Source organism: Jeotgalibaca porci (genome assembly GCF_011299095.1).
In the GTDB taxonomy this organism is placed as follows: Bacteria; Bacillota; Bacilli; order Lactobacillales; family Aerococcaceae; genus Jeotgalibaca; species Jeotgalibaca porci.
In genome coordinates this window covers 1,647,503-1,671,841 of sequence record NZ_CP049889.1, presented here as the reverse complement: position 1 = coordinate 1,671,841, position 24,339 = coordinate 1,647,503, and the positions used below count along the sequence as shown (strand labels likewise).

At 41.1% G+C, this 24,339-nt stretch carries 33 protein-coding genes; all 33 read right to left on the bottom strand.

Annotated elements, in window-relative coordinates:
• Positions 1–26: 26 nt before the first annotated feature.
• Positions 27–209: a 50S ribosomal protein L30 gene (gene rpmD, locus G7058_RS08565; protein ID WP_166063139.1), complete on the bottom strand. Its 183-nt coding sequence runs from the start codon at positions 207–209 to the stop codon at positions 27–29.
• A gap of 14 nt (positions 210–223) precedes the next feature.
• The gene (rpsE, locus tag G7058_RS08560) at positions 224–724 is read right to left on the bottom strand and encodes a 30S ribosomal protein S5 (protein ID WP_166063138.1); all 501 of its coding nucleotides are present in this window, start codon (positions 722–724) and stop codon (positions 224–226) included.
• Between the two features lie 20 nt (positions 725–744).
• Positions 745–1,101: a 50S ribosomal protein L18 gene (rplR, locus tag G7058_RS08555; RefSeq protein ID WP_166063136.1), complete on the bottom strand. Its 357-nt coding sequence runs from the start codon at positions 1,099–1,101 to the stop codon at positions 745–747.
• A gap of 54 nt (positions 1,102–1,155) precedes the next feature.
• Entirely contained in the window at positions 1,156–1,692 is a 537-nt protein-coding gene (gene rplF, locus G7058_RS08550; protein ID WP_166063135.1) for a 50S ribosomal protein L6, read from the bottom strand.
• 45 nt (positions 1,693–1,737) lie between these two features.
• Positions 1,738–2,136, bottom strand: coding sequence for a 30S ribosomal protein S8 (gene rpsH / locus G7058_RS08545; RefSeq protein ID WP_166063134.1), 399 nt, complete (start codon positions 2,134–2,136; stop codon positions 1,738–1,740).
• A gap of 33 nt (positions 2,137–2,169) precedes the next feature.
• Complete coding sequence (locus tag G7058_RS08540; RefSeq protein ID WP_076768503.1) at positions 2,170–2,355, bottom strand: type Z 30S ribosomal protein S14; 186 nt, start codon at positions 2,353–2,355, stop codon at positions 2,170–2,172.
• A 19-nt stretch (positions 2,356–2,374) separates the two neighbouring features.
• Entirely contained in the window at positions 2,375–2,914 is a 540-nt protein-coding gene (rplE, locus tag G7058_RS08535) for a 50S ribosomal protein L5 (RefSeq protein WP_166063133.1), read from the bottom strand.
• Between the two features lie 28 nt (positions 2,915–2,942).
• Positions 2,943–3,251: a 50S ribosomal protein L24 gene (gene rplX, locus G7058_RS08530; protein WP_166063132.1), complete on the bottom strand. Its 309-nt coding sequence runs from the start codon at positions 3,249–3,251 to the stop codon at positions 2,943–2,945.
• Between the two features lie 33 nt (positions 3,252–3,284).
• The gene (rplN, locus tag G7058_RS08525; protein WP_166063131.1) at positions 3,285–3,653 is read right to left on the bottom strand and encodes a 50S ribosomal protein L14; all 369 of its coding nucleotides are present in this window, start codon (positions 3,651–3,653) and stop codon (positions 3,285–3,287) included.
• A 43-nt stretch (positions 3,654–3,696) separates the two neighbouring features.
• Entirely contained in the window at positions 3,697–3,963 is a 267-nt protein-coding gene (rpsQ, locus tag G7058_RS08520; protein WP_166063130.1) for a 30S ribosomal protein S17, read from the bottom strand.
• Positions 3,964–3,987: 24 nt separating this feature from the next.
• The gene (rpmC, locus tag G7058_RS08515) at positions 3,988–4,185 is read right to left on the bottom strand and encodes a 50S ribosomal protein L29 (protein ID WP_166063129.1); all 198 of its coding nucleotides are present in this window, start codon (positions 4,183–4,185) and stop codon (positions 3,988–3,990) included.
• Complete coding sequence (gene rplP / locus G7058_RS08510; RefSeq protein ID WP_166063128.1) at positions 4,175–4,609, bottom strand: 50S ribosomal protein L16; 435 nt, start codon at positions 4,607–4,609, stop codon at positions 4,175–4,177. Before rplP ends, rpmC begins: the two co-directional genes overlap by 11 nt.
• A 3-nt stretch (positions 4,610–4,612) precedes the next feature.
• Complete coding sequence (rpsC, locus tag G7058_RS08505; protein WP_166063127.1) at positions 4,613–5,269, bottom strand: 30S ribosomal protein S3; 657 nt, start codon at positions 5,267–5,269, stop codon at positions 4,613–4,615.
• A gap of 3 nt (positions 5,270–5,272) precedes the next feature.
• Positions 5,273–5,629: a 50S ribosomal protein L22 gene (rplV, locus tag G7058_RS08500; RefSeq protein WP_166063126.1), complete on the bottom strand. Its 357-nt coding sequence runs from the start codon at positions 5,627–5,629 to the stop codon at positions 5,273–5,275.
• A 20-nt stretch (positions 5,630–5,649) separates the two neighbouring features.
• Positions 5,650–5,931, bottom strand: coding sequence for a 30S ribosomal protein S19 (rpsS, locus tag G7058_RS08495; protein WP_166063125.1), 282 nt, complete (start codon positions 5,929–5,931; stop codon positions 5,650–5,652).
• A gap of 48 nt (positions 5,932–5,979) precedes the next feature.
• Positions 5,980–6,810 (bottom strand): 50S ribosomal protein L2, encoded by an 831-nt coding sequence (gene rplB / locus G7058_RS08490; RefSeq protein WP_166063124.1) that lies wholly within the window; start codon positions 6,808–6,810, stop codon positions 5,980–5,982.
• Positions 6,811–6,854: 44 nt separating this feature from the next.
• Entirely contained in the window at positions 6,855–7,142 is a 288-nt protein-coding gene (rplW, locus tag G7058_RS08485; RefSeq protein WP_166063123.1) for a 50S ribosomal protein L23, read from the bottom strand.
• A complete protein-coding gene (gene rplD, locus G7058_RS08480) occupies positions 7,142–7,765 on the bottom strand; it encodes a 50S ribosomal protein L4 (protein ID WP_166063122.1) in 624 nt (207 codons plus the stop codon). The genes rplW and rplD overlap by 1 nt, the downstream gene beginning before the upstream one ends.
• A gap of 27 nt (positions 7,766–7,792) precedes the next feature.
• Positions 7,793–8,428 carry a 50S ribosomal protein L3 gene (gene rplC, locus G7058_RS08475; protein WP_166063121.1) on the bottom strand — a complete coding sequence of 212 codons (636 nt, stop codon included), beginning with the start codon at positions 8,426–8,428 and terminating at the stop codon, positions 7,793–7,795.
• Between the two features lie 51 nt (positions 8,429–8,479).
• The gene (rpsJ, locus tag G7058_RS08470) at positions 8,480–8,788 is read right to left on the bottom strand and encodes a 30S ribosomal protein S10 (RefSeq protein ID WP_166063120.1); all 309 of its coding nucleotides are present in this window, start codon (positions 8,786–8,788) and stop codon (positions 8,480–8,482) included.
• An 814-nt stretch (positions 8,789–9,602) separates the two neighbouring features.
• Positions 9,603–10,892: a mechanosensitive ion channel gene (locus tag G7058_RS08465; RefSeq protein ID WP_166063119.1), complete on the bottom strand. Its 1,290-nt coding sequence runs from the start codon at positions 10,890–10,892 to the stop codon at positions 9,603–9,605.
• Between the two features lie 149 nt (positions 10,893–11,041).
• Complete coding sequence (locus G7058_RS08460) at positions 11,042–11,548, bottom strand: general stress protein (protein WP_166063118.1); 507 nt, start codon at positions 11,546–11,548, stop codon at positions 11,042–11,044.
• Positions 11,549–11,708: 160 nt separating this feature from the next.
• A complete protein-coding gene (tuf, locus tag G7058_RS08455) occupies positions 11,709–12,896 on the bottom strand; it encodes an elongation factor Tu (protein WP_166063117.1) in 1,188 nt (395 codons plus the stop codon).
• 129 nt (positions 12,897–13,025) lie between these two features.
• Positions 13,026–15,113: an elongation factor G gene (gene fusA / locus G7058_RS08450; protein ID WP_166063116.1), complete on the bottom strand. Its 2,088-nt coding sequence runs from the start codon at positions 15,111–15,113 to the stop codon at positions 13,026–13,028.
• 63 nt (positions 15,114–15,176) lie between these two features.
• On the bottom strand, positions 15,177–15,647 hold the full coding sequence (gene rpsG / locus G7058_RS08445) for a 30S ribosomal protein S7 (protein WP_166063115.1): 471 nt from the start codon (positions 15,645–15,647) through the stop codon (positions 15,177–15,179).
• A 51-nt stretch (positions 15,648–15,698) separates the two neighbouring features.
• On the bottom strand, positions 15,699–16,121 hold the full coding sequence (gene rpsL / locus G7058_RS08440; protein WP_166063114.1) for a 30S ribosomal protein S12: 423 nt from the start codon (positions 16,119–16,121) through the stop codon (positions 15,699–15,701).
• Positions 16,122–16,592: 471 nt separating this feature from the next.
• Positions 16,593–18,068: a lysine--tRNA ligase gene (gene lysS / locus G7058_RS08435; RefSeq protein ID WP_166063754.1), complete on the bottom strand. Its 1,476-nt coding sequence runs from the start codon at positions 18,066–18,068 to the stop codon at positions 16,593–16,595.
• 206 nt (positions 18,069–18,274) lie between these two features.
• Positions 18,275–18,640, bottom strand: a complete 366-nt coding sequence (locus G7058_RS11985) for a pyridoxal-phosphate dependent enzyme (protein WP_166063753.1) — start codon at positions 18,638–18,640, stop codon at positions 18,275–18,277.
• Positions 18,625–19,149, bottom strand: a complete 525-nt coding sequence (locus G7058_RS11980; protein ID WP_166063113.1) for a pyridoxal-phosphate dependent enzyme — start codon at positions 19,147–19,149, stop codon at positions 18,625–18,627. Before G7058_RS11980 ends, G7058_RS11985 begins: the two co-directional genes overlap by 16 nt.
• 12 nt (positions 19,150–19,161) lie before the next feature.
• Positions 19,162–20,043 (bottom strand): Hsp33 family molecular chaperone HslO, encoded by an 882-nt coding sequence (hslO, locus tag G7058_RS08420; RefSeq protein ID WP_166063112.1) that lies wholly within the window; start codon positions 20,041–20,043, stop codon positions 19,162–19,164.
• A gap of 135 nt (positions 20,044–20,178) precedes the next feature.
• A complete protein-coding gene (gene ftsH, locus G7058_RS08415) occupies positions 20,179–22,251 on the bottom strand; it encodes an ATP-dependent zinc metalloprotease FtsH (protein WP_166063111.1) in 2,073 nt (690 codons plus the stop codon).
• Between the two features lie 128 nt (positions 22,252–22,379).
• Complete coding sequence (gene hpt / locus G7058_RS08410; protein WP_166063110.1) at positions 22,380–22,919, bottom strand: hypoxanthine phosphoribosyltransferase; 540 nt, start codon at positions 22,917–22,919, stop codon at positions 22,380–22,382.
• Positions 22,900–24,285, bottom strand: coding sequence for a tRNA lysidine(34) synthetase TilS (gene tilS, locus G7058_RS08405; RefSeq protein WP_166063109.1), 1,386 nt, complete (start codon positions 24,283–24,285; stop codon positions 22,900–22,902). Before tilS ends, hpt begins: the two co-directional genes overlap by 20 nt.
• Positions 24,286–24,339 lie beyond the last annotated feature (54 nt).

Genomic DNA, 24,339 nt, shown 5'->3' with positions numbered 1-24,339 from the left:
GGGCACCTCCTTCATTTTTGATTCTATTATTTAACGTCTTCTACTTCGATCAAGTGGCTGATTGTATTAACCATACCGTTAATAGCTTCGTTAGCAGGTTTAACAACTGTTTTACCAATTTTAGTTAAGCCTAAAGCTTTAGCAGTATCTTTTTGGTTTTGAGGACGTCCAATCAAGCTACGTTTTAAAGTGATCTTTAATTCTGCCATTTTGTATATCCTCCCTAGCCTAAGATTTCTTCTACGGACTTGCCACGTAATGCAGCAACATCCTCAGCTTTTTTCAATTGTGTCAAACCATCAACAGTAGCACGAACCATGTTGATTGGTGTGCTTGATCCTAGAGATTTAGATGTAATATCCGCAATACCTGCCAATTCGATGACGGCACGTACAGGACCACCAGCAGAAACTCCAGAACCAGCAAGTGCAGGTTTCAACATCACGTTACCGCCGTTGAAACGACCAATAACTTGATGAGGGATTGTTGTATCTACAGTAGGTACAGCAATCAAGTTTTTCTTAGCTGACTCGATAGCTTTACGAATAGCTTCAGGAACTTCGTTCGCTTTACCAGTACCAAAACCTACGTGTCCGTTTTTATCACCGACTACAACTAGAGCAGCAAAACGTAGACGACGTCCACCTTTAACAACTTTAGTTACACGGTTAATCGCAACAACGCGATCTTCTAATTCTAAATTAGTTGGGTCAATAAATACCATGTGTGGTTATCCTCCTTTTCCTAGAATTCTAGTCCATTTTCACGTGCAGCTTCAGCTAATGCTTGTACACGGCCATGGTATAGATATCCACCACGGTCAAATACGACTTTCTTCAAACCTTTTTCTACAGCGCGTTCAGCGATCATTTTACCAACAACTGATGCACTTTCTGATTTAGTAACAGATTCTGCTACATCTTTTTTGCTAGAGGCACTTGCCAGCGTCACACCCGCTACGTCATCAATTAATTGAGCGTAGATGTGTTTGTTAGAACGGAATACGTTCAAGCGTGGGCACTCTGCAGTTCCAGAAATCTTTCTTCTTACACGAGCGTGTCTAGACAGACGTGTTTTGTTTTTATCTGGTTTATTAATCACAATTGTCACCTCTTTAATTAGATTAGTTATGCTGCAAAAAGGAATAACTGGCTATTATTTACCAGTTTTACCTTCTTTACGGCGGATGATTTCGTTAGAGTACTTGATACCTTTACCTTTATATGGCTCTGGTGGGCGTACCGCACGTACGTTAGCTGCTAGAGCGCCAACGCGTTCTTTGTTGTAACCTGAAATGATGATTTTAGTGTTAGAAGGAACTTCTACAGTAACGCCATCTTCTGGTACGAACTCAACTGGGTGTGAGTAACCTACGTTCAATACAAGTTTGTTTCCTTGTAGTTGAGCACGGTAACCAACTCCGACTAGATCAAGTTCTTTTTTGAATCCTTCAGATACACCAACTACCATGTTTGAGAACAAAGCACGTGAAGTACCGTGAAGAGATTTTGTGAACTTTTCTTCGTTTGCACGAGAGAAAGTTGCGATGTTGCCTTCAATATTCATTGTAATCAAGTCACTGAATGTTTGAGTTAGTTCACCTTTAGCGCCTTTAACTGTTACAGTGTTTCCATCTTGAGTTACGGTTACGCCAGCTGGAATTTCGACTAGTTTATTACCAATACGACTCACAGGGCTGCACCTCCTTCTATTATTTGTGTTGCAGGGAAAGTTGGATTACCAAACGTAAGCCAATACTTCTCCACCAACGTTTTTAGATCTTGCTTCTTTATCTGTAACGATACCTTCTGATGTAGAAACGATTGCGATTCCTAATCCGTTTAATACACGAGGAACTTCGCCAGTTTTCGCATATACACGCAAACCTGGTTTCGAAATACGTTTCAAACCAGTGATGACACGCTCGTTGTTAGCACCGTATTTCATAAATACGCGGATAACGTTCTGTTTGTCATCTTCGATAACTTCGTAGTTTTTGATGAATCCTTCATTTTTAAGGATTTTAGCAATTTCCAGTTTCATGTTGGAAGCAGGTACTTCCAAGCTTGCATGGCGTACCATGTTCGCATTACGAATACGAGTAAGGAAATCTGCGATTGGGTCTGTCATAACCATTAACTTTTACCTCCTTCTTACGGATATGGCTGATTACCAGCTTGCTTTCTTCATGCCAGGGATTTGTCCTTTATAAGCTAGTTCACGCAAACAAATACGGCACAATTTGAATTTGCGGTAAACAGAATGTGGACGGCCACAACGTTCACAGCGTGTGTACTCTTGTGTAGAGAATTTAGCTGGACGTTTGTTCTTTGCGATCATTGATTTCTTAGCCACTTATCTTTGCTCCCTTCGCTTATTTTTGGAATGGCATTCCTAGTTGTGTCAATAATTCTTTTGATTCTTCGTCAGTGTTTGCAGTTGTAACGATAACAATATCCATACCGCGAACTTTATCAACTCTATCATAGTCGATTTCTGGGAAAATCAATTGTTCTTTAACGCCTAATGTGTAGTTTCCTCGTCCATCAAAAGAACGATTGCTGATACCACGGAAGTCACGTACACGTGGTAATGAAACTGTTACTAGTTTGTCTAGGAACTCGTACATTCTTTCGCCACGTAGGGTAACTTTTGTTCCGATAGCCATGCCCTCACGTAGACGGAATGCAGCGATTGATTTTTTCGCAAGATTGATGATTGGTTTTTGACCAGAGATCAATGTTAGCTCTTCAACAGCTTTATCCAAGTTTTTAGCGTTAGCAACTGCGTCACCAACACCCATGTTGATAACAATCTTTTCAACTTTAGGTACTTGCATCACTGAAGTATATTCGAATTTTTCCATCAATGATGGTGTAATTTCTTTAGTATATTTTTCTTTCAAACGGCTCATTTAACGAAATCCTCCCTTCTTGTGTTAATTAGTCGATAAGTTCGCCAGTCTTCTTAGCGAAGCGGACTTTTTTACCGTCTTCAACTTTGTAACCTACTTTAGTAGGTTCGCCAGTTTTAGGATCGATTAGCATAACGTTAGATACGTGAACTGAAGCTTCTTCTTCAAGAATGCCACCAGTAACGTTTGTTTGTGAAGCTTTACGGTGCTTCTTAACAATGTTGATGCCTTCTACGATAACGCGGTCTTTTTTAGGCAAAGTTTGTAGCACAACGCCTTCTTTACCTTTATCTTTACCAGTAATGATTTTAACTTTATCGCCAGTTTTTACGTGCATGAGTTGTTGCACCTCCTTCAATATTACAGTTTCTTATAGCACTTCTGGAGCAAGGGAAACAATCTTCATGTAGTTGTTGTCACGCAATTCACGGGCAACTGGACCAAAGATACGTGTTCCACGCGGGCTCTTGTCATCACGGATGATTACACATGCATTTTCATCAAATTTAATGTATGAACCATCTTTACGGTGTGCACCTGATTTAGTACGCACGATAACAGCTTTAACAACTTCACCTTTTTTGACAACACCACCGGGCGTAGCTTGTTTAACTGTAGCAACGATTACGTCACCGATGCTAGCAAACTTGCGGCCTGAACCACCTAGTACTTTGATAGCTAAAACTTCTCTAGCACCAGAGTTATCAGCAACTTTCAAACGAGATTCTGTTTGTATCACTTCTGTTTCCTCCTTCCGGATCAGGAATAATTTCTTAGTTTAATTAGATGATTACGGATTCTTCAACGATATCCAGCAAACGGAAATGTTTTGTTGCTGACAACGGACGAGTTTCCATAATTTTAACGATGTCACCAAGTTTAGCTTGATTGTTTTCATCATGTGCTTTGTACTTTTTAGAGTAACGAACACGTTTGCCGTATGTAGGATGGTTTTTGTATGTAGATACTTCTACAACAATTGTTTTATCCATCTTATCGGAAACAACTTTACCTTGGTAGACTTTACGTTGGTTACGTTCTTCAGTCATTTGTAAGTCTCCTCCTTTGCTGAATTACTGATTTTGCAATTCTTGCTGACGCAATACTGTTTTAATGCGCGCAATTGATTTGCGAACTTCTTTAAGGCGGGCAGTATTTTCAAGTTGCCCTGTAGCAAGTTGGAATCGTAGATTGAAAAGCTCTTCTTTAAAAGCTTTTTCCTTTTCAATCATTTCAGCAGTGGATAATTCTTTGATTTCATTAGCCTTCATTCGATTCACCACCAATTTCTGTACGTTTTACGATTTTAGTTTTGATTGGCAATTTATGTGATGCCAAACGTAAAGCTTCGCGAGCTACTTCCTCAGGTACGCCACCAACTTCGAACATGATTTTACCGCGTTTAACCGGTGAAACCCATCCTTCTGGTGCCCCTTTACCTTTACCCATACGAACGCCGATAGCTTTAGATGTGTATGATTTGTGAGGGAAGATTTTAATCCAAACTTTCCCACCACGTTTCATGTAACGAGTCATAGCAATACGAGCTGCTTCGATTTGACGGTTAGTGATCCAGTTTGAATCAACTGCTTGTAATCCGTACTCACCGAAAACAATTTCTTTTCCGCCTTTGGCTTCTCCGCGCATTTTTCCACGGAATTCGCGACGGTGTTTTACACGTTTAGGTACTAACATTGGTTATTTCCCTCCTTTCTCTGTTTCTTTACGAGTTGGCAATACCTCTCCACGAGAAATCCAAACTTTAACGCCTAGTTTTCCGAAAGTTGTATCTGCTTCTTCCCATGCATAGTCAATGTCTGCACGTAGCGTATGCAATGGAACTGTTCCTTCTGAGTGAATCTCTTTACGAGCCATATCTGCACCGTTCAAACGACCTGAAACCATAGTTTTGATACCATGAGCTCCAGCTCTCATTGTACGTTGAATAGCTTGTTTTTGTGCACGACGGAAAGCAACACGGTTTTCTAGTTGTTTTGCAATTCCTTCAGCAACAAGTTTCGCGTCCAAGTCAGCTCTCTTGATTTCAACAATGTTGATGTGAACACGTTTGTTAGTTAGAGCGTTAAGGTTTTTACGTAGTTTTTCAACTTCGGAACCACCTTTACCGATAACCATACCTGGTTTAGCAGTGTGAACAGATACGTTAACACGGCTAGCTGCACGTTCAATTTCTACGCGAGAAACTGATGCTTCGCTTAGGTTCTTAGCGATATATTCACGGATTTTCAAGTCTTCATGTAAGAAATTAGCGAAGTCTTTTTCTGCGTACCATTTAGCATCCCAGTCACGGATAATGCCTACACGCATTCCGATTGGATTAATTTTTTGACCCACAGATTATCCCTCCTTCTTTTCTGATACCACTACAGTGATGTGGCTCGTACGTTTCATGATTGGTGAAGCAGATCCTTTTGCACGAGGACGGAAACGTTTCATAGTTGGTCCTTCGTTGACATAAGCTTCGCTTACTACCAAGTTTTCGATATCTAAATCATAGTTATGTTCTGCGTTCGCAATAGCTGACATTAACACTTTTTCTACTGCTGGTGAAGCAGCACGTGGTGTAAATTTCAGAATGGAGATTGCTTCTCCAATGCTCTTGCCTCTGATAAGATCGACTACAAGACGAACCTTACGAGGTGCGATGCGAACAGTGTTAGCAGTTGCTTTCGCTGCTGTGATTTGTTCTGCCATTATAATTCCTCCCCTCGTAATTAACGACGTCCTGTTTTCTTATCGTCTGCCGCGTGACCGCGGTAAGTTCTAGTAGGAGCGAACTCCCCTAATTTATGTCCAACCATATCTTCCTGAATGTAAACAGGAACATGTTTTCTTCCATCATATACTGCGATTGTTTGGCCGATGAATTGTGGGAAGATTGTAGAACGACGTGACCAAGTTTTAATAACTTGTTTCTTTTCGCTCTGTGTTGCAGCTTCCACTTTCTTCATAAGATGCTCATCGACGAAAGGTCCTTTTTTCAAGCTACGACTCATGGTGAAGCCTCCTTTCGAATCTCTTCGGTTTCATATCTAAGTTACTTACTATTTTTTACGTCCACGTACGATTAGCTTACTTGACTTAGCTTTCTTGTTACGAGTCTTAAGACCAAGTGCTGGTTTGCCCCATGGAGTCATTGGTGATTTCAATCCGATTGGTGCTTTACCTTCACCACCACCGTGTGGGTGATCGTTAGGGTTCATTACAGAACCACGTACTGTAGGTCTCTTACCTAACCAGCGGTTACGTCCTGCTTTACCAATGTTAATCAATTCGTGTTGTTCATTACCTACTGAACCAATAGTAGCACGGCAAGTTGAAAGAATCATACGAACTTCGCCTGAGTTCAAACGAACTAGCGTGTATTTTTCTTCTTGTCCTAAAACTTGTGCAGAAGTACCAGCAGAACGGATCAATTGTCCACCTTTACCTGGTTTCATTTCGATGTTGTGGATAAATGTACCAACTGGAACATTTTTCAATGGTAGAGCATTCCCTACTTTGATATCAACATCTGCCCCTGATTCAATTTTTTGACCAACTCGAAGTCCTTTAGGTGCGATAATGTAAGTCTTAACACCGTTTGAGTAATGGATTAATGCGATGTTAGCTGTACGGTTTGGATCGTACTCGATTGATGCAACAGTTCCGACAATGCCGTCAATGTTACGTTTGAAATCGATAATACGGTAAGCACGTTTGTGTCCACCAGCTTGGTGACGCACTGTGATTTTACCTTGGTTGTTACGACCAGCGTGTTTGTTGTTTTTTTCCAACAAAGTTTTTTCAGGTGTTGTTTTCGTAATTTCTGCGAAATCAGAACCTGTCATATTACGACGGCCGTTTGTGGTAGGTTTGTATTTCTTAATCGCCACGTTGTTTTCCCTCCTATATATTAATGTGGGTTTTTAAATGGTCATTATTCTTCTTCGAATAATTGGATTGTCTTTGAGCTTTCAGTCAAAGTTACGATAGCTTTACGGCGTTTTTTAGTATAACCGGAGTAACGGCCCATACGTTTTAGTTTACCGCGAACGTTCATAATGTTAACTTTCTCAACTTCAACATCGAACAATTTTTCAATTGCTTGTTTTACGTGAGTTTTGTTAGCACGAACATCTACTTCGAAAGTATATTTTTTGTCGTCCATTACTAGCATGGAAGCTTCTGTAATGATAGGACGTAGAATAATGTCATGTAATTCCATTATTTAAGTGCCTCCTCTACTTTAGAAAGAGCAGCTTGTGTTAGAACTAGTTTGTTGTTAGATACGATATCTAAAACGTTCAATCCGTTTTCTCCCAAAATTGTTACTGTTGGAAGGTTACGTGCAGCCAATGCTGCGAAGTCGTTATCGTTTTCTAGGACTACCAATACTTTGGAGTCAACGTTTAAGTTTGTTAACACTTTTGCGAATTCTTTTGTTTTTGGTGCATCGAAAGCTAGTTGGTCAACTATGATTAAGTTTCCTTCAGCAACTTTTTGTGAAAGAACTGACTTAAGAGCTAAACGACGTGTTTTTTTGTTTAATTTGTATTTGTAAGAACGAGGTGTTGGTCCAAAAACCACTCCACCGCCAACCCATTGTGGTGAACGGATAGATCCTTGACGAGCACGACCTGTTCCTTTTTGACGCCAAGGTTTGCGTCCGCCTCCGCGAACTGCGCTACGGTTTTTAACCGCGTGTGTCCCTTGTCTTAATGAAGCACGTTGCATGATGATTGCATCGAATACAACACTTTCGTTTGGTTCAATCCCGAAGATTTCTTCGTTTAATGTTACATCGCCAATTGTTGTTCCATCTTGTTTAAATAGGCTTACGTTAGGCATATTTCTCGTTCCTCCTTTCTATGATACTTATTTAGCAGCTTTACGAGCTGAACGAATTTCGATTAATGATTTTTTAGATCCAGGAACATTTCCTTTAATAAGGATAACGTTCTTTTCAACGTCAACTTTTACAATTTCAAGGTTTTGGATTGTAGTACGATCTCCACCCATTTGTCCAGCCAATTTTTTGCCTTTGAATACGCGTGACGCATCAGAAGCAGATCCCATTGAACCAGGACGACGGTGATAACGAGAACCGTGTGACATTGGACCGCGAGATTGTCCGTGACGTTTAATTACGCCTTGGAAACCGTGTCCTTTAGATGTACCAGTGACATCAATGATGTCGCCTGCTTGAAATACATCTACTGTAATTTCTTTTCCTACTTCGTACTCTCCCAGCTCAACATCTTTGAATTCCTTAATGAAGCGCTTAGGGGCAGTTTTTGCTTTTGCTGCATGACCTTTAGCAGGTTTGTTTGTCAATACTTCACGAACGTTGTCGTAACCTAATTGTACAGCTTCGTATCCGTCAGTTTCTACAGTTTTAACTTGTAGAACAACGTTTGGAGTAGCTTCGATAACTGTTACAGGTACTAATTCACCGTTTTCAGTAAAGAATTGAGTCATACCTACTTTTTTGCCTAAGATTCCTTTGGTCATGGTAACACCTCCGTTGTTTTTATTAGTTTTTTATTTTGGGTTAACGATAAATTATAGTTTGATTTCGATGTCTACACCAGATGGTAGATCAAGTTTCATCAAAGCATCAACAGTTTTACTTGTTGGATTGATAATGTCAATCAAACGTTTGTGAGTGCGCATTTCGAATTGTTCACGTGAATCTTTGTATTTATGTGGTGAACGAATTACTGTGTACAAGTTTCTTTCAGTTGGCAATGGGATTGGACCTGAAACAGAAGCTCCTGTTCTTTTAGCCGTTTCCACAATCTTGTCTGCTGATTGATCTAGTGCACGATGCTCGTATGCTTTCAAGCGAATACGAATTTTTTGTTTTGCCATGTTATTTCCCTCCTTCGTCAAATGTAACTCATAAGACTAGCTCCACGAAAATTTCCGGCCGCACCCCTCCGTGGCAAAGCGTCCGGGCGTGTCGCAACCTCTCGTTTCTTAGCTAGGGCCCATTTACACGGGACCCGCGTGTCACTGCTTCTGCAATTTCACACTTGATTAGTATACCGGGTTCCAGAAATAAATGCAAGTCTTTTTCTGAAAAAACTTAATTCTTTTAGCTTTATATTATTGTCATGTTTGAATCATTCGAAAACGCGTCATTTCAACGTAAAAAAGAGATTATTTCTGGATACGAAATAATCTCTTCCTATTATATATGTAATTTAAAGTTTGATTTTCTTTTGTCGGGAAACTTCGGTGGAAGATACCGATGCCGTTAATTGCCATTCCTACCCAGGTAAACAAAGGAACTGGGAAATAACTCCGGCCCCTTTGTTTGTTATTTACGAATTTATAAGGCCTTTCTAATCAAAAATAATGGGTAAAAAGTCCTTATAAACGATTATAAGGACTTTCTAATGAAATTTAGACCCACAAAAGTCCTAATTAATCGTAATAAGGTCTTTTTAATCCAAATTTAATTGACTTAAGTCCTAATTATCCAGACAAACAAAGGAACTGGAAAATAACTCCAGCTCCTTTGTTATTTACGACTAATCGGCGCGCAAACGTGCTCAAAAAGGCAAAAACGGCGTCACTTCCCGGAAAATGCGCGCTGGCTTGCAGCCATCTTGCGCTTTTCCAGTCCAGTGAGCCGTTTTTGAACGCCTTTTTTCACACTCTCTTGTTTCTATGGTGTCTATTATTCGAATGAATCGATTTCTTTCTCTACTTCTGTTTTAGAAGCTGTACCTGGGATTTGTTTTGCTTCTTCTTGCATTTTATTATCTAAACGATCGAGTTGTTTTTTCGCAAACTCGCGACCGCCTAGTCCAAATGCAAGTGCAAATGCTACTGCCAAGCCGCCAATTACAAACAAGAATGCTGTGTTGACAATTGATGATGCAAATTGTAATTGGTCAAGCGTCATGAAGACTGCTAATACATAAACGATGTATTTAACAATTTCTCCTGTCATACGGCTACCTGTTGAATCTTTAACGAATGAAGATAATGCGTTACCGCCAAAGATTCCCAAACCTAGAATAACAATCGCAATTAATACTGATGGCAAGTAAGCAATTATCGCTACACCGATTGTATTGAGGATTTCAAGGTTTAATACATTTAAAGCTTCTACGACGAAGAAAATCATTAGAACCGTTTGAACAATACGTGTAATGATTGTTGATAACTTCATCTGTGGATTGTTTCTGGATAAGTATTTAGAATATTTATCCACGCCTGAACTTGTCAACAGACCCTCTAATAAGTCACCAAGTAATTTTGCAATTAATCCTCCTGCAATCAATAGAATGACCGCAACAAGGATATTCGGAATTGACGCTAGCACTTGGTTTAGCACATTGACTATTGGTTCGGAAATTGATCTAATTTGTAATGTTTCCAAAGCCATTGTAATAACTGGGATTAGAATCACAACAAATACTGTATTAGCTAAGACACGTGCAATTGTGAAACGGTTTGATTCTACTTTTGCAGCGGATGTCTGACCTGTCTTTTGAATGTACTTATTCAAGAATCGATCAATGTTGATTGTTTCTAATACGTTTTGCACCAGTTCCTTAACAAATTTAGCTACAAAGTAACCAATTGCTAAGATTAGAACTGCTGCGAATAGTTTCGGCAAGAATGCTAGGAAACCATCGAACATGTTTGTAATTGGAACAGCAATGCTAGACAGTCCAATTTGCGCCAAGATACCTGGGATAAAGAATAACCAAATTAAGTAATATAAGATTAAACCGATTGACTCGATCATGCGATTCCCGTCATCCGTTGTGTTCGCTACGCCCCATCTCATTAACTTCTGATCAAAGTTAATAGCATGAAGACCCTTTGTAACACCTTTCTTGACTAAACTCGCAATCACCCATGCCAATACAATTAGAAGAATTGCTCCTAACAAATTCGGGAGAAATGCTACAAATGAGGTCCAAATACCTTGCAAAGAATTAGTGAATTGATCCATTTTTCTTTTCCTCCTTATAATTAATAAATACTTAATACATTCTTATTGTAACGAAAACGTGTTTGAATTTGAAATGATAACCCTTTAAACAAGCAAACAGCAATAAAAAAAGAGCTGGAAATTATTCCGGCTCTTTAAATTTATCAGTCTTATGGGAGATTACGTGGGTCACGATCCATGAAATCATCATTTTCTAAGGGAGGGTCTGATTGCATGTCATTTGTTGTGAAATCTGGTGTCGTATCCCGACGCATATCATCGGCACCCATAAGCGGTTCTGTTGGAGGAATGTGAGTCGCTTCATTTTCATCGACTAATACAACTACTTTTCCGGCTGCTAAGTCATTGCGATACTTTTCAAGCGGGTCATTGGGATTATCTCCTGTCGGATCCTGATACGCTTCATCTGTATACTCATTGAATGTAAAAGCATCTTTGATTTTTCCCCATAGTGAGCGGTCATCTTCCATCTCACCTTTTCTGGCTTCGTCAGTTGCAGATACTTCTGCGTCCATAGTGAACGGAATGGATTCTCTTACTGAACGGTCGGCAATGACGTGGATATCGTTTCGTCCATAGCCTTGATCACGTAAACGTTCAACGGCCATCATTGCTTCATCAATACTTACGTATGTTCCTACTAATCTTTTACTCATGAAGATTACCTCCTTGGGTAGTAAAGTATAAGTTTCTGGGACATCTTAAGTATAACGAGAAAGAAATATTAAATGCAAACAATACCACTTTTGGCAGAAATACAAAAAAAGAGCCAGGAAGAAAAATCTTCCTGACTCTTTTATTAGATTAGCGTATTAATTAACCTTCGATTGAAGAAACAACGCCGGATCCAACTGTACGTCCACCTTCACGAATAGAGAAACGAGTTCCGTCTTCGATAGCGATTGGGTGAATCAATTCTACAGTCATTTTAACGTTGTCCCCAGGCATAACCATTTCCACGCCTTCTGGTAACTCAACAACACCAGTTACGTCAGTAGTACGGAAATAGAATTGTGGGCGGTAGTTAGAGAAGAATGGAGTATGACGTCCACCCTCTTCTTTAGACAATACGTAAACTTCAGCTGTAAATTTAGTATGCGGAGTGATTGTACCTGGTTTAGCAAGTACTTGTCCACGTTGGATGTCATCACGTTGAACACCACGTAACAATGCACCAATGTTGTCGCCAGCTTCAGCGTAATCCAACAATTTACGGAACATTTCTACACCAGTAACGATTGATTTAGTGATATCTTCGTCGATACCAACGATTTCAACTTCGTCACCAACTTTAATTTGTCCACGCTCAACACGTCCTGTAGCAACAGTACCACGACCAGTGATTGAGAATACGTCCTCAACTGGCATCATGAATGGTTTGTCTGTATCACGTTCTGGGTTTGGAACGTAGCTATCTACTGCAGCCATCAATTCAAGAATCTTAGCTTCGTATTCTTCTACGCCTTCTAGAGCTTTCAATGCAGAACCAGCGATAATTGGAGTGTCGTCACCAGGGAAGTCGTATTCTGACAATAGGTCACGAACTTCCATTTCTACTAATTCAAGCAATTCTTCGTCGTCAACCATATCCATTTTGTTCAAGAACACAACGATGTATGGTACACCAACGTTACGAGACAATAGGATGTGCTCGCGAGTTTGTGGCATTGGGCCGTCAGCTGCAGAAACTACCAAGATAGCTCCGTCCATTTGAGCAGCACCAGTGATCATGTTTTTAACGTAGTCCGCGTGACCTGGGCAGTCCACGTGAGCGTAGTGACGATTTTCTGTTTCGTATTCTACGTGAGAAGTGTTGATAGTGATTCCACGTTCTCTTTCTTCTGGAGCGTTGTCTACTGATGCGTAGTCAACTGCTGCCCCACCGTAAGTTTTCGCTAGTACAGTTGTGATTGCTGCTGTTAATGTTGTTTTACCGTGGTCAACGTGTCCAATAGTACCAACGTTAACGTGTGGTTTGGAACGGTCAAATTTTTCTTTTGCCATTATTGATTTCCTCCTCAAAAAGGGTGTTTTAATTTTTTAGACTACTACATTTTCAGAGTCGTCTATCACTATAAAGTATACCGACTACGACTCTAAAATGCAATATTTCAAACTTATTTGGTGATAGGATTACTCAGCGTTTTTACCGCTTTTAGCAATAATATCTTCTTGTACAGACTTAGGAACTGCTTCGTAGTGATCGAATGTCATTGCGAACGTTCCACGTCCTTGTGTAGCTGAACGAAGTGTTGTTGCGTAACCGAACATTTCTGACAAAGGAATAGTTCCTTTAACGATTTGAGCGTTACCACGTGCAGTTGTACCTTCGATACGACCACGACGTGCACTTACGTGTCCCATAACATCTCCTAAATATTCTTCAGGAACTGTTACTTCTACTGCCATCATTGGTTCCAAAATAGCTGGGTCAGCTTTCTTAGCAGCGTTACGCAATGCTAGGGAAGCAGCAACCTTAAATGCTGTTTCAGAAGAGTCAACGTCATGGTAAGAACCATCATATAGTCTAGCCTTAACGTCTACCAATGGATATCCAGCAAGAACACCGTTATCCATTGAGTCTCTCAATCCTGCTTCAACTGCTGGGACATATTCACGAGGAACAACCCCACCAACGATAGCATTCTCGAATGCGAAGCCAGCGCCTTCTTCGTTAGGTGTGAACTCAATCCATACGTGACCGTATTGACCTTTACCACCTGATTGACGAACGAATTTACCTTCTGCTTCAACGCTCTTGCGGAATGTTTCACGGTAAGATACTTGTGGTGCACCAACAGTAGCTTCAACCTTGAACTCACGTTTCAAACGGTCAACGATAATGTCTAAGTGCAACTCACCCATACCAGCGATAACAACTTGTCCTGTTTCTACGTTAGTAGCTGCACGGAAAGTTGGATCTTCTTCGGAAAGTTTTTGTAGAGCGATACCCATTTTATCTTGGTCAGCTTTTGATTTAGGCTCAATAGCAACTTCGATAACTGGTTCAGGGAACTCCATAGATTCTAAGATAATAGGACGTTTTTCGTCACACAATGTGTCACCCGTACCTGTATCTTTCAAACCAACTGCTGCTGCGATATCTCCGGCATGTACTTCGGAAATTTCTTGACGGCTGTTCGCATGCATTTGTAGGATACGTCCTACACGCTCACGTTTACCTTTAGTAGCGTTTTGGATATATGAACCTGATTGTAAAGTACCTGCATAAACACGGAAGAATGTTAGACGACCAACGAATGGGTCTGTCATAACTTTAAATGCTAATGCTGCAAACGGATCTTCGTCATTTGCTGGCACTGCAACTTCTTCGTCTGTTCCTGGAATAATACCAGTAATTGCAGCAACGTCAGTTGGAGCAGGCAAGTAATCAATTGCAGCGTCCAACGCTAGTTGAACACCTTTGTTCTTGAATGCTGATCCACAAAGTACAGGGTAGAATTCTACGTTTACTGTTGCTTTACGGATTGCAGCTTTCAATTCATCAACTGAAATTTCTTCACCTTCAAGGTAACGTTCCATCAATTCTTCGTCTGTTTCAGCAACAGCTTCAATCAATTTAAGATTCCATTCTTCAGCAACTTCTTGGTACTCAGCTGGAATTTCTTCTTCGTGGTAGTCTGTACCGTCTTCAGAATCGTAGATTTCTGCTTTCATCGTTACTAAGTCAATGATACCCGTGAAGTTATCTTCAGATCCAATTGGTAATTGGATTGGGTGAGCATTAGCTTGTAGACGATCGTGCAAAGTACCTACAGAGTACAAGAAGTCAGCACCGATTTTGTCCATTTTATTAATTAGAACAATACGTGGAACACCGTAAGTTGTTGCTTGGCGCCAAACTGTTTCAGTTTGAGGCTCAACACCAGATTGTGCATCCAGCAAAGCAATCGCACCATCAAGTACACGTAGTGAACGTTCAACTTCAACAGTGAAGTCCACGTGACCAGGTGTATCGATAATGTTTACGCGGTGACCTTTCCATTCTGCAGTTGTAGCAGCAGAAGTAATTGTAATACCACGTTCTTGCTCTTGTTCCATCCAGTCCATCTGTGCCCCACCATCGTGAGTCTCACCGATCTTATGGATTTTACCAGTATAATAAAGGATACGCTCAGTTGTCGTTGTTTTACCAGCGTCGATATGAGCCATGATACCGATATTTCTAGTGTTTTCTAAAGTGAAATCTCTTTTTCCCATCTGCTTCATACACCTCTTTCAGTTAGTATTTTCAAACTATACAATACACGAAATGAGGAGATTTTACCAACGGTAGTGAGCGAACGCTCTGTTAGCATCTGCCATTTTATGTGTATCTTCACGTTTCTTAACAGAAGCACCTGTGTTGTTAGCTGCATCCATGATTTCTTTAGCTAATCTTTCTTCCATGGTATCTTCACCACGTAGACGAGAGTAGTTAACTAACCAACGTAGTGCTAAAGCTGTACGACGTTCTGGACGAACTTCAACAGGCACTTGGTAGTTAGAACCCCCTACACGACGAGCTTTTACTTCCAAAACAGGCATGATGTTTTTCATTGCTTGTTCATAAACTTCAATTGGTTCATTACCAGTTGAATCTTTGATGATGTCAAATGCATTATATAAAATAGTTGCTGCTTTACCGCGTTTTCCATCAACCATCAAGCGGTTGATTGTGCGAGTAACCAATTTAGATTGGTAAATTGGATCTGGCATTACTTCACGTTTAGCGACTGGACCTTTACGAGGCATACTGACTCCTCCTTTCTCGAGTATAATTAGATTATTGTTTTAGTAGTTAAATTATTTTTTAGCTGCTTTAGGCTTTTTAGTTCCGTATTTAGAACGTGATTGCATACGGCCGTTTACACCAGCTGTATCCAAAGCACCACGTACGATATGGTAACGAACACCCGCCAAGTCTTTTACACGTCCACCACGAATAAGAACAACACTATGTTCTTGTAGGTTATGGCCGATACCAGGAATGTAAGCTGTCACTTCTAAAAGGTTAGACAAACGTACACGCGCATATTTACGCAAAGCCGAGTTAGGCTTTCTTGGAGTCATTGTACCAACACGAGTACAAACACCACGTTTTTGAGGTGAGTTAGTGTTAGTAGTTGATTTCTTAAAGCTATTGTATCCTTTTCCTAATGCAGGAGATTTAGATTTTTCAATAGCAGATTTACGAGGTTTGCGAACTAATTGGTTAATTGTAGGCATTTTGTTTCCTCCTTCCTCATTCAAAGTTATCTTGGTCCACACATCCAGGTGGTCCATTTTTGGTAAAAAATAAATAATCGAACAAAATTCGATTTATCAGTGGGTGTAAATAGATGCCACCAGTCAGCATGACTGAAGTTTTGTTTCAGGAAACTGCGCATAAATTCACCTTTGTAATAGTAACACTTAAAAATAGGTTCGTCAACATTATTTGAAAACTTTTTTTATTTTTTATGAGGGTGGTCGGTGCTTATTACCGGCTTTCGGCATTTTTTAATTTCCTGAAAGCCGGTGTTTTGTCGCTTTTACCGGCTTTCAGCTGTTTTTATTCTTCTGAAAGCCGGTAGTTTCTCTCTTTTACCGGCTTTCAGCACTTCGCTTTTTCCTGTATGCCGGTAAGCTACCCACACTTTTTACAACTGCGCACAAAAAAGACTGCCGCAAGCGACAGTCTTTCGAGTCATTCTTTAATTAGTTATCTAAGTTACGCATTGTTGGGAACAATAGAACGTCACGGATTGATTGGCTGTCTGTTAACAGCATAACCATCCGGTCGATACCGATACCCAGTCCACCTGTTGGCGGCATACCGTGCTCCAATGCTTCAATAAATTCTTCATCCACGCCGTGCGCTTCATCGTTACCTTGTTCTTTTTCGACTGCTTGCGCTTCGAAACGTTCACGCTGATCGATTGGATCCGTCAACTCTGTAAAGGCATTCCCGTACTCTTTACCCATTACAAAGAATTCGAAACGATCCGTAAAGCGTCCATCTTCTTCATTCTTACGTGCCAATGGTGAAATTGCTGTTGGATGACCGTAGATAAAGGTTGGTTGCTCCAACTTATCTTCTACGAACATTTCAAAGAATTCGTTCACGACATGTCCGAAAGTCATATGTTTTGTTACAGGGACATTGTGTTCTTTCGCAATTGCACGTGCTTCTTCGTCAGACATTTCTTTCCAGAAGTCAACGCCAGTTTGCTCTTTAATTGCATCTACCATATGAACACGTGCGTAAGGTGCAGCCATGTTCAATTCGATGTCATTATACGTAATCGTTGTTGTGCCTTTAACTGTTTGCGTAACGTCTTCGAACAAGCCTTCAACCAATTCCATTACATCATAATAATCCGTGTAAGCTGTATACACTTCAATCATTGTAAATTCTGGGTTATGCGTTGTATCGATTCCTTCGTTACGGAAAACACGGCCGATTTCGTAAACTTTTTCCATTCCACCGATTACTAAACGTTTCAAATGTAATTCCAACGCGATACGCATATATAATTCCATATCCAAAGCGTTGTGATGTGTAATGAACGGTTTCGCTGACGCGCCCCCCGCCATATTATGAAGCACAGGCGTTTCAACTTCCAAGTAGCCACGTGTATCTAAATAATGGCGAATTTCAGAAATAATACGGCTACGAGTTACGAAACGATCATAGCTGTCTTTGTTACTGATTAAATCCAAGTAACGTTGACGGTATTTTTGTTCAACATTCGTTAAACCATGGAATTTATCCGGTAACGGACGAAGTGCTTTCGTTAAATGAACAAACTTTGTAGGACGAACAGTTACTTCACCTGTGTTTGTCTTCATTACTTGTCCAACTGCTCCAACGATATCTCCTAAGTCAGCATGATCAAATATGTCATAATCTGCTTCGCCGACTTCATCTTTACGCACGTAAATTTGAATTTGTCCAGCGCTGTCTTGCAAGTGAGCAAAACCTACTTTACCTTTTCCACGTTTTGTTACAATCCGTCCTGCAACTGCAACTTCAACATTCTTTTCTTCAAGTTCTTCTTTCGTTAATCCATCGTATGCTTCATGCAACTCTTGGGACAAATGCGTCCGTTTGAAGCCATTGCTGAAAGGTTCATTCCCTTGTTCACGCAATTGTTGCATTTTTTCACGGCGAATGATTAATTGGTCATTCATTTCTTCGAAATTGTTCTCTTGACTCAATGAGGTCACTCCGTTCTACTTTCGTATTCTATCTCATCCTATATTGCCAAGAAATGGCACAAATTGCAAGATGTCTGGCAAAATAATCCATAAACTTTCCTTTCACGCCGCAAACAGCGTGGGTCAAATTGAAAGAGGCCCGGACATAGTCCCGACCTCTTCTTCCTATTATACAATCCTTAAACAACAACGACCGTTTTTCCACGGCCAAGTCGTTTGGCTACTTCCACTGCTCCAACAATGGCTGCCGCAGTCGCGTCACTGACCAATAACCCTTGCTCTTTGGGGAGACGGTCGCTCATTGCGTACGCTTCTTCAGTCGTCACACGAACAACACCGTTATAAAGCGTTAATTCTAACACAGGAGGAATAAAGCCGTAACCCATTCCTACTAAAGGATGAAGTCCTTCGACTCCACCACTCAACGATTGGGAAGCTTCCGGTTCAACTGCGAAAATTTCAACATTCGGATTAGCAGTTCGCAAGGAACGGCCGACTCCGGTTAAGGTTCCACCTGTTCCAACCGAAGCTACGAAAGCATCGATTTTAGTTTCCCCATTGCTTCCAGTATTTCCGGTCCCGTTGTCGCTTCGTGTACAGACGGATTACCTAGATTCGTAAATTGCGCTAAATAATAGTACTCCTTATTTCGGGCGATTTCTTCAGCTTGGCTGATGGCTCCAGACATCCCTGCATCTAACGGTGTATACAAGATTTCACCGCCGTACTTCGTGATGATTGCTTCGATGGCTGGGTTTAATCCTTCCGGCGTCACAATCAGACTGCGATACCCTTTGGAAGCAGCTAGCATGGCGAGTGAAATACCGGCATGTTGGTCACAGGCATCTACAAGTGTTGAGCCTGGTCCGATAGCACCGTCTTCTTCTGCAATCTCTATCAAATTCAACATAACCCGGTCTTTCAAACTGCCGCTGGGATTCAAAAATTCAAGCTTCAAGTAAATCTTGGCTGCACCTTCCGGGCTGACTGTTGGCAATTCAACTACGGGTGTTTCCCCTATTTGCGTCGCTAACGTTTTAATAACTTCTGTCATTCGTATTCCTCCTTACTTATTTGCGTTCAGTAATTCAGTCAACTCATCTTCTGTATAGTTATATTTTGTTCCACAGAACTGGCAGACAACTTCTGCGCCGTGGTCTTCTTCGATAATAGCTGTCAATTCTTCTGTTCCGATTGCAGCCATCCCTTGTTTGAAACGGTCGTGTGAGCAATCACATTTGAATTGAACTGGCATTTTTTCGATAAAGTGAACATTCTCTTCACCTAGAATGCGGTGCAAGATATCTTCCGGTGTTGCGCCATTTTCCATCAAACGGGAAACAAGTGGCATTTCAGCAATATTCTTCTCAATAGAAGCAATTGCTTCGTCAGATGCAAATGGTAATACTTGAATCATGAAGCCGCCCGCTACTTTGATTGAATCATCTGTATCAACCAACACACTCAAGCCAACTGCTGAAGGAATCTGCTCGGAGTTCGCCATATAGTAAGTGAAGTCTTCACCCAACTCACCACTGACAATTGGCACTTGACCAGAGAATGGCTCTTTTAGTCCCAAGTCCTTAATAACCGATAACGTTCCTTCTGTTCCAACAACGGCACGTACATCCAACTTTCCGTTCGCATTCAGAGGTAAGCTGACGTGTGGGTTTTGGATATACCCTTTTACATCGCCCTGTGCATTCGCATCCGCTAAGATACGGCCGCCCAGTCCGTTACCATTTACGATTACGGTCATTTTTTGATCGCCTTTTAATCCCGTTGTTGCTACTAAAAGAGATCCGACCATTGTTCTTCCTAATGCCGCTGAAGAAGCGCTCCACGTGTCGTGGCGTCTTTGTGCTTCTGCTACAGCTTCTGTTGCGTCAATTGCATATACACGGAATTGGTTATCGTACGCCATTCCTTTAATTAAATAATCAGTCATTTTTTTCCTCCATATCGGTTTCTACACTTATTTTACTATAGTAAGGGAAAATTAAAAACCGTTCCGCTTTTGAGACGAACGGTCTTTTCAAAAAAACACTGGAGACCGGGTTTTAACCCAATCTCCAGTCTTGCTTTATTCTTCTTCTGAAGGTGTACTTTCTTCCGGCAATGCTTCAGTCCGTTTTTCTTCAGCTTGTTCTTGCTCTTCTGCTCTTTGTGCTTCTTTTTTCTCGCGGGCACGTTTGGCCTCATCGAAAGATGCAGCAGATTCACTTGGGAATTCATCTTCTTTATTCTCAGCAGGCATTAATCCTGTTTCAAATAAACTCTTGATTGTCTTCTCATCCAAGGTTTCAAGTTCTAGAAGCTTTTCAGCAATTAAATTCAATTGTGAACGGTGCTCCATGATAATTTCACGTGCTTTGTCATGCGCTTCGCCCATAATGCGACGAACTTCAGAGTCAATTTGGTAAGCAATATCTTCTGAGTATGCACGTTTAGAGCCGTAATCGCGGCCGACAAATACTTGGCTATTGCCTTCGTACTGTACCGTACCTAATTTATCACTCATACCGTACTCTGTTACCATACTACGAACAAGCGCTGTTGCTTGTTGGAAGTCATTACTTGCACCAGTCGTTTGTGCGTTGAAGACAATTTCTTCTGCCAAACGTCCACCAAGTAAACCAACTACTTGTTCAAACATTTCTTCTTTCGTCATCAAGAAGCGGTCTTCTTTCGGTAACATAATCGCGTATCCACCAGCGCGACCACGCGGTACGATTGTTACTTTATGAACGGTACGTGCGTCACTTAAGACCATACCAACCACTGTATGTCCCGCTTCATGGTAAGCAACCATGTTACGTTCGCGTTTACTAATGACTTTATCTTTCTTAGCTGGTCCCGCAATAACACGGTCATGAGCCTCGTCAATATCAAGTGCATCAATTTTTGTTTTGTCACGACGTGCTGCTACAAGTGCTGCTTCGTTTAGTAAGTTTTCCAAATCCGCACCAGAGAAGCCCGGTGTTTGTTGTGCAACTACTTTCAAGTCAACATCATTTGCAAGCGGCTTGTTACGTGCGTGAACTTTAAGAATCGCTTCACGCCCTTTTACATCTGGACGACCGACTAAAATTTGACGGTCAAAACGTCCCGGACGCAGTAACGCCGGATCGAGTACGTCTGAGCGGTTTGTTGCTGCGATAACGATAATTCCTTCGTTTCCTTGGAAACCATCCATCTCAACTAACAATTGGTTAAGGGTTTGTTCACGCTCATCGTGTCCGCCACCCATACCTGCACCACGTTGACGACCGACTGCATCAATCTCATCAATAAAGATGATAGCTGGTGCAGCTTTCTTAGCATTTTCGAATAAGTCACGGACACGGCTTGCACCGACTCCGACGAACATTTCCACAAATTCCGACCCGGAGATTGAGAAGAACGGTACGCCCGCTTCTCCCGCTACGGCTTTAGCCAGCAATGTTTTACCCGTTCCTGGAGGTCCTTCTAGAAGAACACCGGCTGGGATACGTGCGCCTAAAGCTGTAAAGCGTCGTGGGTCTTTCAAGAATTCAACAACTTCAACAAGTTCTTGTTTCTCTTCCTCTGCACCTGCTACGTCAGAAAAACGAATTTTAACGTTCTTCTTGGACATATCTTCTGACTTCGTTTTACCAAAGTTCATTACGTTACGTCCGCCGCCGCCTTGGTTACCGCCTTGTCCCATCATCATATACATGAAGAATACAAAGATAACTAACGGTAAAATAGTGAACAGAAGGCTGATCCAAGCACCTGATTGGTCTTGTTCTAAGATTGTAACATCTGTATCATTTTGCTCAGATAGTTCACCGATTCGACTCAAGGTCGCATCGTTTGGCAAAACGCGTGTAGTGAATGATTTTGTTGATTGTTTTGAATCATCAAACAAAATTAAATCACTTGTACTTGATTCTTTTTCGACTTCACGTTCTTCGCGGTATTCACCTACGATATCCCAAACTCCGGCGCCTGGTTGCATCGTGAACTCTTTGATCTCTTCATTTTCTAGATTACGGATAAATTCCGTTGATGTGACTGCTTGACTCGTCTGATTTCCGACACCTCTTGTCATCATTGTGACAACACCAATGACTGCCAGGAAGATTAGAATCCAAAAGCCGCTACTCTTGAAAAAATTATTATTTTTTTTCATTTGACCCTCCTTGCAGATAGTATGCCTTGCAGGCTTATATCTAACTTTTTAGTTCGTAATTAGCTCTATATAAAATAGGTTTCTAAGTCATCTTAACATAATTGACCTATTTTAACTATTAATTAATACTACTGATAAACTTCCTCTTTTAACACACCGATATAAGGAAGATTACGGTGTTTTTCGATATAGTCCAAGCCGTAACCGACTACGAATTCGTTCGGTACCTCAATACCTACCCAGTCCGCTTGCAAATCAACAGCACGACGCTCTTTTTTGTCTAAAAGCGTTACAATTTTAATTGATTTCGCTTTACGGTAACGGAAAATTTCAATCAAATAGCTTAATGTACGGCCTGTATCAATGATATCTTCAACAATCAAGACATCACGGCCTTCAACGCTTGTATCCAAATCTTTGATGATTTTAACATCTCCGCTCGATTCCATACCCGCTCCATAACTGGAAACGTCCATAAAATCTAACTCTAAATCGCAGTCCATTGCGCGGGATAAATCCGTCATGAACATAACGGCACCTTTAAGGATACCAATTACTAATGGGTATTTGTCTTTGTATTCCTCTGTTAAAACTGCTCCCAAGTCTTTTGTTACTTTTGCAATTTCTTCTTCTGAATAAAGTACTTCTTTAATATCTGGATGTAACATCTTGCACCTCGTTTATATTTATTAGTGATAATACGAAATCACCTGATTCGTGAACCCAAATGGAGGAGGCATAACCTGGAACTAAGAGTATTTTACCCTGTTGATCCGTTACGACCCACGCCGCTTCGCGTTCTTCCACTGGTATTTTCTTATCTATGAAAATACGGGATATTTTTTTGGTAAATGTTTTTTTATGATTCATTTGAATCGTATCCCCTGGTTGCCAATTACGGACAATTAGCGGGAGTGTCACTTCTTCTTTTCGAACATACATATTTGGTTCGCTTTCACATTCTTGTTTAGAAGGTAAAAACAATCCTATTTTACCATTAAATGGGAGTACTAACCATTTATTTAGACTTAAATCTTCTTTAAATTGTAATTTCTTTAATTTAGCAGCCTGAGGCAATAAAAAGCGAATCACGGCGTATCTTCTCTGTACAGTCCCATCTGCTAAGTTGATTTCGGACTGGGGCTTTTCATTTGTGGTTAGTGCGATGATGTCGTGAACATGTTGTCGTTGAACGGCCACTTGCCAGACATTCGTCAGAAAGTGGCTCATGACGAGCCGTTTCATGGCATCCGAGTATTTCAAGAAGGCGTCTCTATCTAATTCCCACTCTTTGCCTTTTTGTGTAAAGACACGCTGACAGTTCTCTTGAATTAGAGGTTCTGCAATGGTCACCAAGTCGGTTAAGTCCTTTGAGAAATCCGTAAAGTGCTGGGCAGCTTGCTTGTTTTCCTTTTTGATTAAAGGAACCACTTGCTGCCGGTAGCGATTCCGGGTATATCCCAACATCTGATTCGTCTCATCTTCGCGAAAGGGAACGGCATGAGCCGCACAATAGGCATAGAGTGTGTCCTTTTCGACAGTGAGTAAGGGCCGGATTAATGTCCCCATTCCAAATGAACGCGTCGTTTGGATGCCGGCGTACCCTTTTAGCGTACTGCCTCTGGTCAAACGCATCAAAATGGTTTCTATCTGATCATCCGCATGATGGGCCGTTAGAACTGTCGTACTACCTGTTGCTGCCATCTGTTCTTTGAAGAAATCATAGCGAAACTTCCGAGCAGCTGCTTCGACATTAGTATCAGGCGGATTTTCCCAATGTTTTACTTCCAGATTCAAATGGTGCTCCCAACAATAAGCGCGAACTAATTGATAATCTGCTTCGGCTGCTTCACGTAAATGGTGGTGAACATGAAGAACAGTGATGTCCGGACGGTCTTCCACGGGTAATTGTTGCAGCGCGTGTAGCAAGGCCATGGAATCGACCCCACCGGAACATGCGACTAATACCTGCTCATTCGCTGACCAGTAGTGGCTAGCGGCATTATCCTTTTGTAATAATTGCACGATACTCACTGCATTCACCGCCTCCTTTTGAACCATATAATAAAAATAGAAAAAAAGAGGCGG

Excerpts from the sequence above, each read along its gene's own strand:
- rplE (WP_166063133.1), bottom strand. The coding sequence starts at position 2,914 with ATGAGCCGTTTGAAAGAAAAATATACTAAAGAAATTACACCATCATTG.
- hslO (WP_166063112.1), bottom strand. The coding sequence starts at position 20,043 with ATGACTGATTATTTAATTAAAGGAATGGCGTACGATAACCAATTCCGT.
- rplW (WP_166063123.1), bottom strand. The coding sequence starts at position 7,142 with ATGGAATTACATGACATTATTCTACGTCCTATCATTACAGAAGCTTCC.
- fusA (WP_166063116.1), bottom strand. The coding sequence starts at position 15,113 with ATGGGAAAAAGAGATTTCACTTTAGAAAACACTAGAAATATCGGTATC.
- tuf (WP_166063117.1), bottom strand. The coding sequence starts at position 12,896 with ATGGCAAAAGAAAAATTTGACCGTTCCAAACCACACGTTAACGTTGGT.
- rplD (WP_166063122.1), bottom strand. The coding sequence starts at position 7,765 with ATGCCTAACGTAAGCCTATTTAAACAAGATGGAACAACAATTGGCGAT.
- rpsL (WP_166063114.1), bottom strand. The coding sequence starts at position 16,121 with ATGCCTACAATTAACCAATTAGTTCGCAAACCTCGTAAATCTGCTATT.
- rpsE (WP_166063138.1), bottom strand. The coding sequence starts at position 724 with ATGGTATTTATTGACCCAACTAATTTAGAATTAGAAGATCGCGTTGTT.
- G7058_RS11980 (WP_166063113.1), bottom strand. The coding sequence starts at position 19,149 with ATGACAGAAGTTATTAAAACGTTAGCGACGCAAATAGGGGAAACACCC.
- hpt (WP_166063110.1), bottom strand. The coding sequence starts at position 22,919 with ATGTTACATCCAGATATTAAAGAAGTACTTTATTCAGAAGAAGAAATT.
- rplC (WP_166063121.1), bottom strand. The coding sequence starts at position 8,428 with ATGACCAAAGGAATCTTAGGCAAAAAAGTAGGTATGACTCAATTCTTT.
- rplX (WP_166063132.1), bottom strand. The coding sequence starts at position 3,251 with ATGCACGTAAAAACTGGCGATAAAGTTAAAATCATTACTGGTAAAGAT.
- rplV (WP_166063126.1), bottom strand. The coding sequence starts at position 5,629 with ATGGCAGAACAAATCACAGCAGCGAAAGCAACTGCTAACACTGTTCGC.
- ftsH (WP_166063111.1), bottom strand. The coding sequence starts at position 22,251 with ATGAAAAAAAATAATAATTTTTTCAAGAGTAGCGGCTTTTGGATTCTA.
- rpsS (WP_166063125.1), bottom strand. The coding sequence starts at position 5,931 with ATGAGTCGTAGCTTGAAAAAAGGACCTTTCGTCGATGAGCATCTTATG.
- rpmC (WP_166063129.1), bottom strand. The coding sequence starts at position 4,185 with ATGAAGGCTAATGAAATCAAAGAATTATCCACTGCTGAAATGATTGAA.
- rpsG (WP_166063115.1), bottom strand. The coding sequence starts at position 15,647 with ATGCCTCGTAAAGGTCCAGTCGCTAAACGTGAAGTAATGCCAGATCCA.
- G7058_RS08465 (WP_166063119.1), bottom strand. The coding sequence starts at position 10,892 with ATGGATCAATTCACTAATTCTTTGCAAGGTATTTGGACCTCATTTGTA.
- rpsJ (WP_166063120.1), bottom strand. The coding sequence starts at position 8,788 with ATGGCAAAACAAAAAATTCGTATTCGCTTGAAAGCATACGAGCATCGT.
- lysS (WP_166063754.1), bottom strand. The coding sequence starts at position 18,068 with ATGAATGACCAATTAATCATTCGCCGTGAAAAAATGCAACAATTGCGT.
- rplP (WP_166063128.1), bottom strand. The coding sequence starts at position 4,609 with ATGTTAGTACCTAAACGTGTAAAACACCGTCGCGAATTCCGTGGAAAA.
- rpmD (WP_166063139.1), bottom strand. The coding sequence starts at position 209 with ATGGCAGAATTAAAGATCACTTTAAAACGTAGCTTGATTGGACGTCCT.
- G7058_RS08460 (WP_166063118.1), bottom strand. The coding sequence starts at position 11,548 with ATGAGTAAAAGATTAGTAGGAACATACGTAAGTATTGATGAAGCAATG.
- rpsQ (WP_166063130.1), bottom strand. The coding sequence starts at position 3,963 with ATGACTGAAGAACGTAACCAACGTAAAGTCTACCAAGGTAAAGTTGTT.
- rpsH (WP_166063134.1), bottom strand. The coding sequence starts at position 2,136 with ATGGTTATGACAGACCCAATCGCAGATTTCCTTACTCGTATTCGTAAT.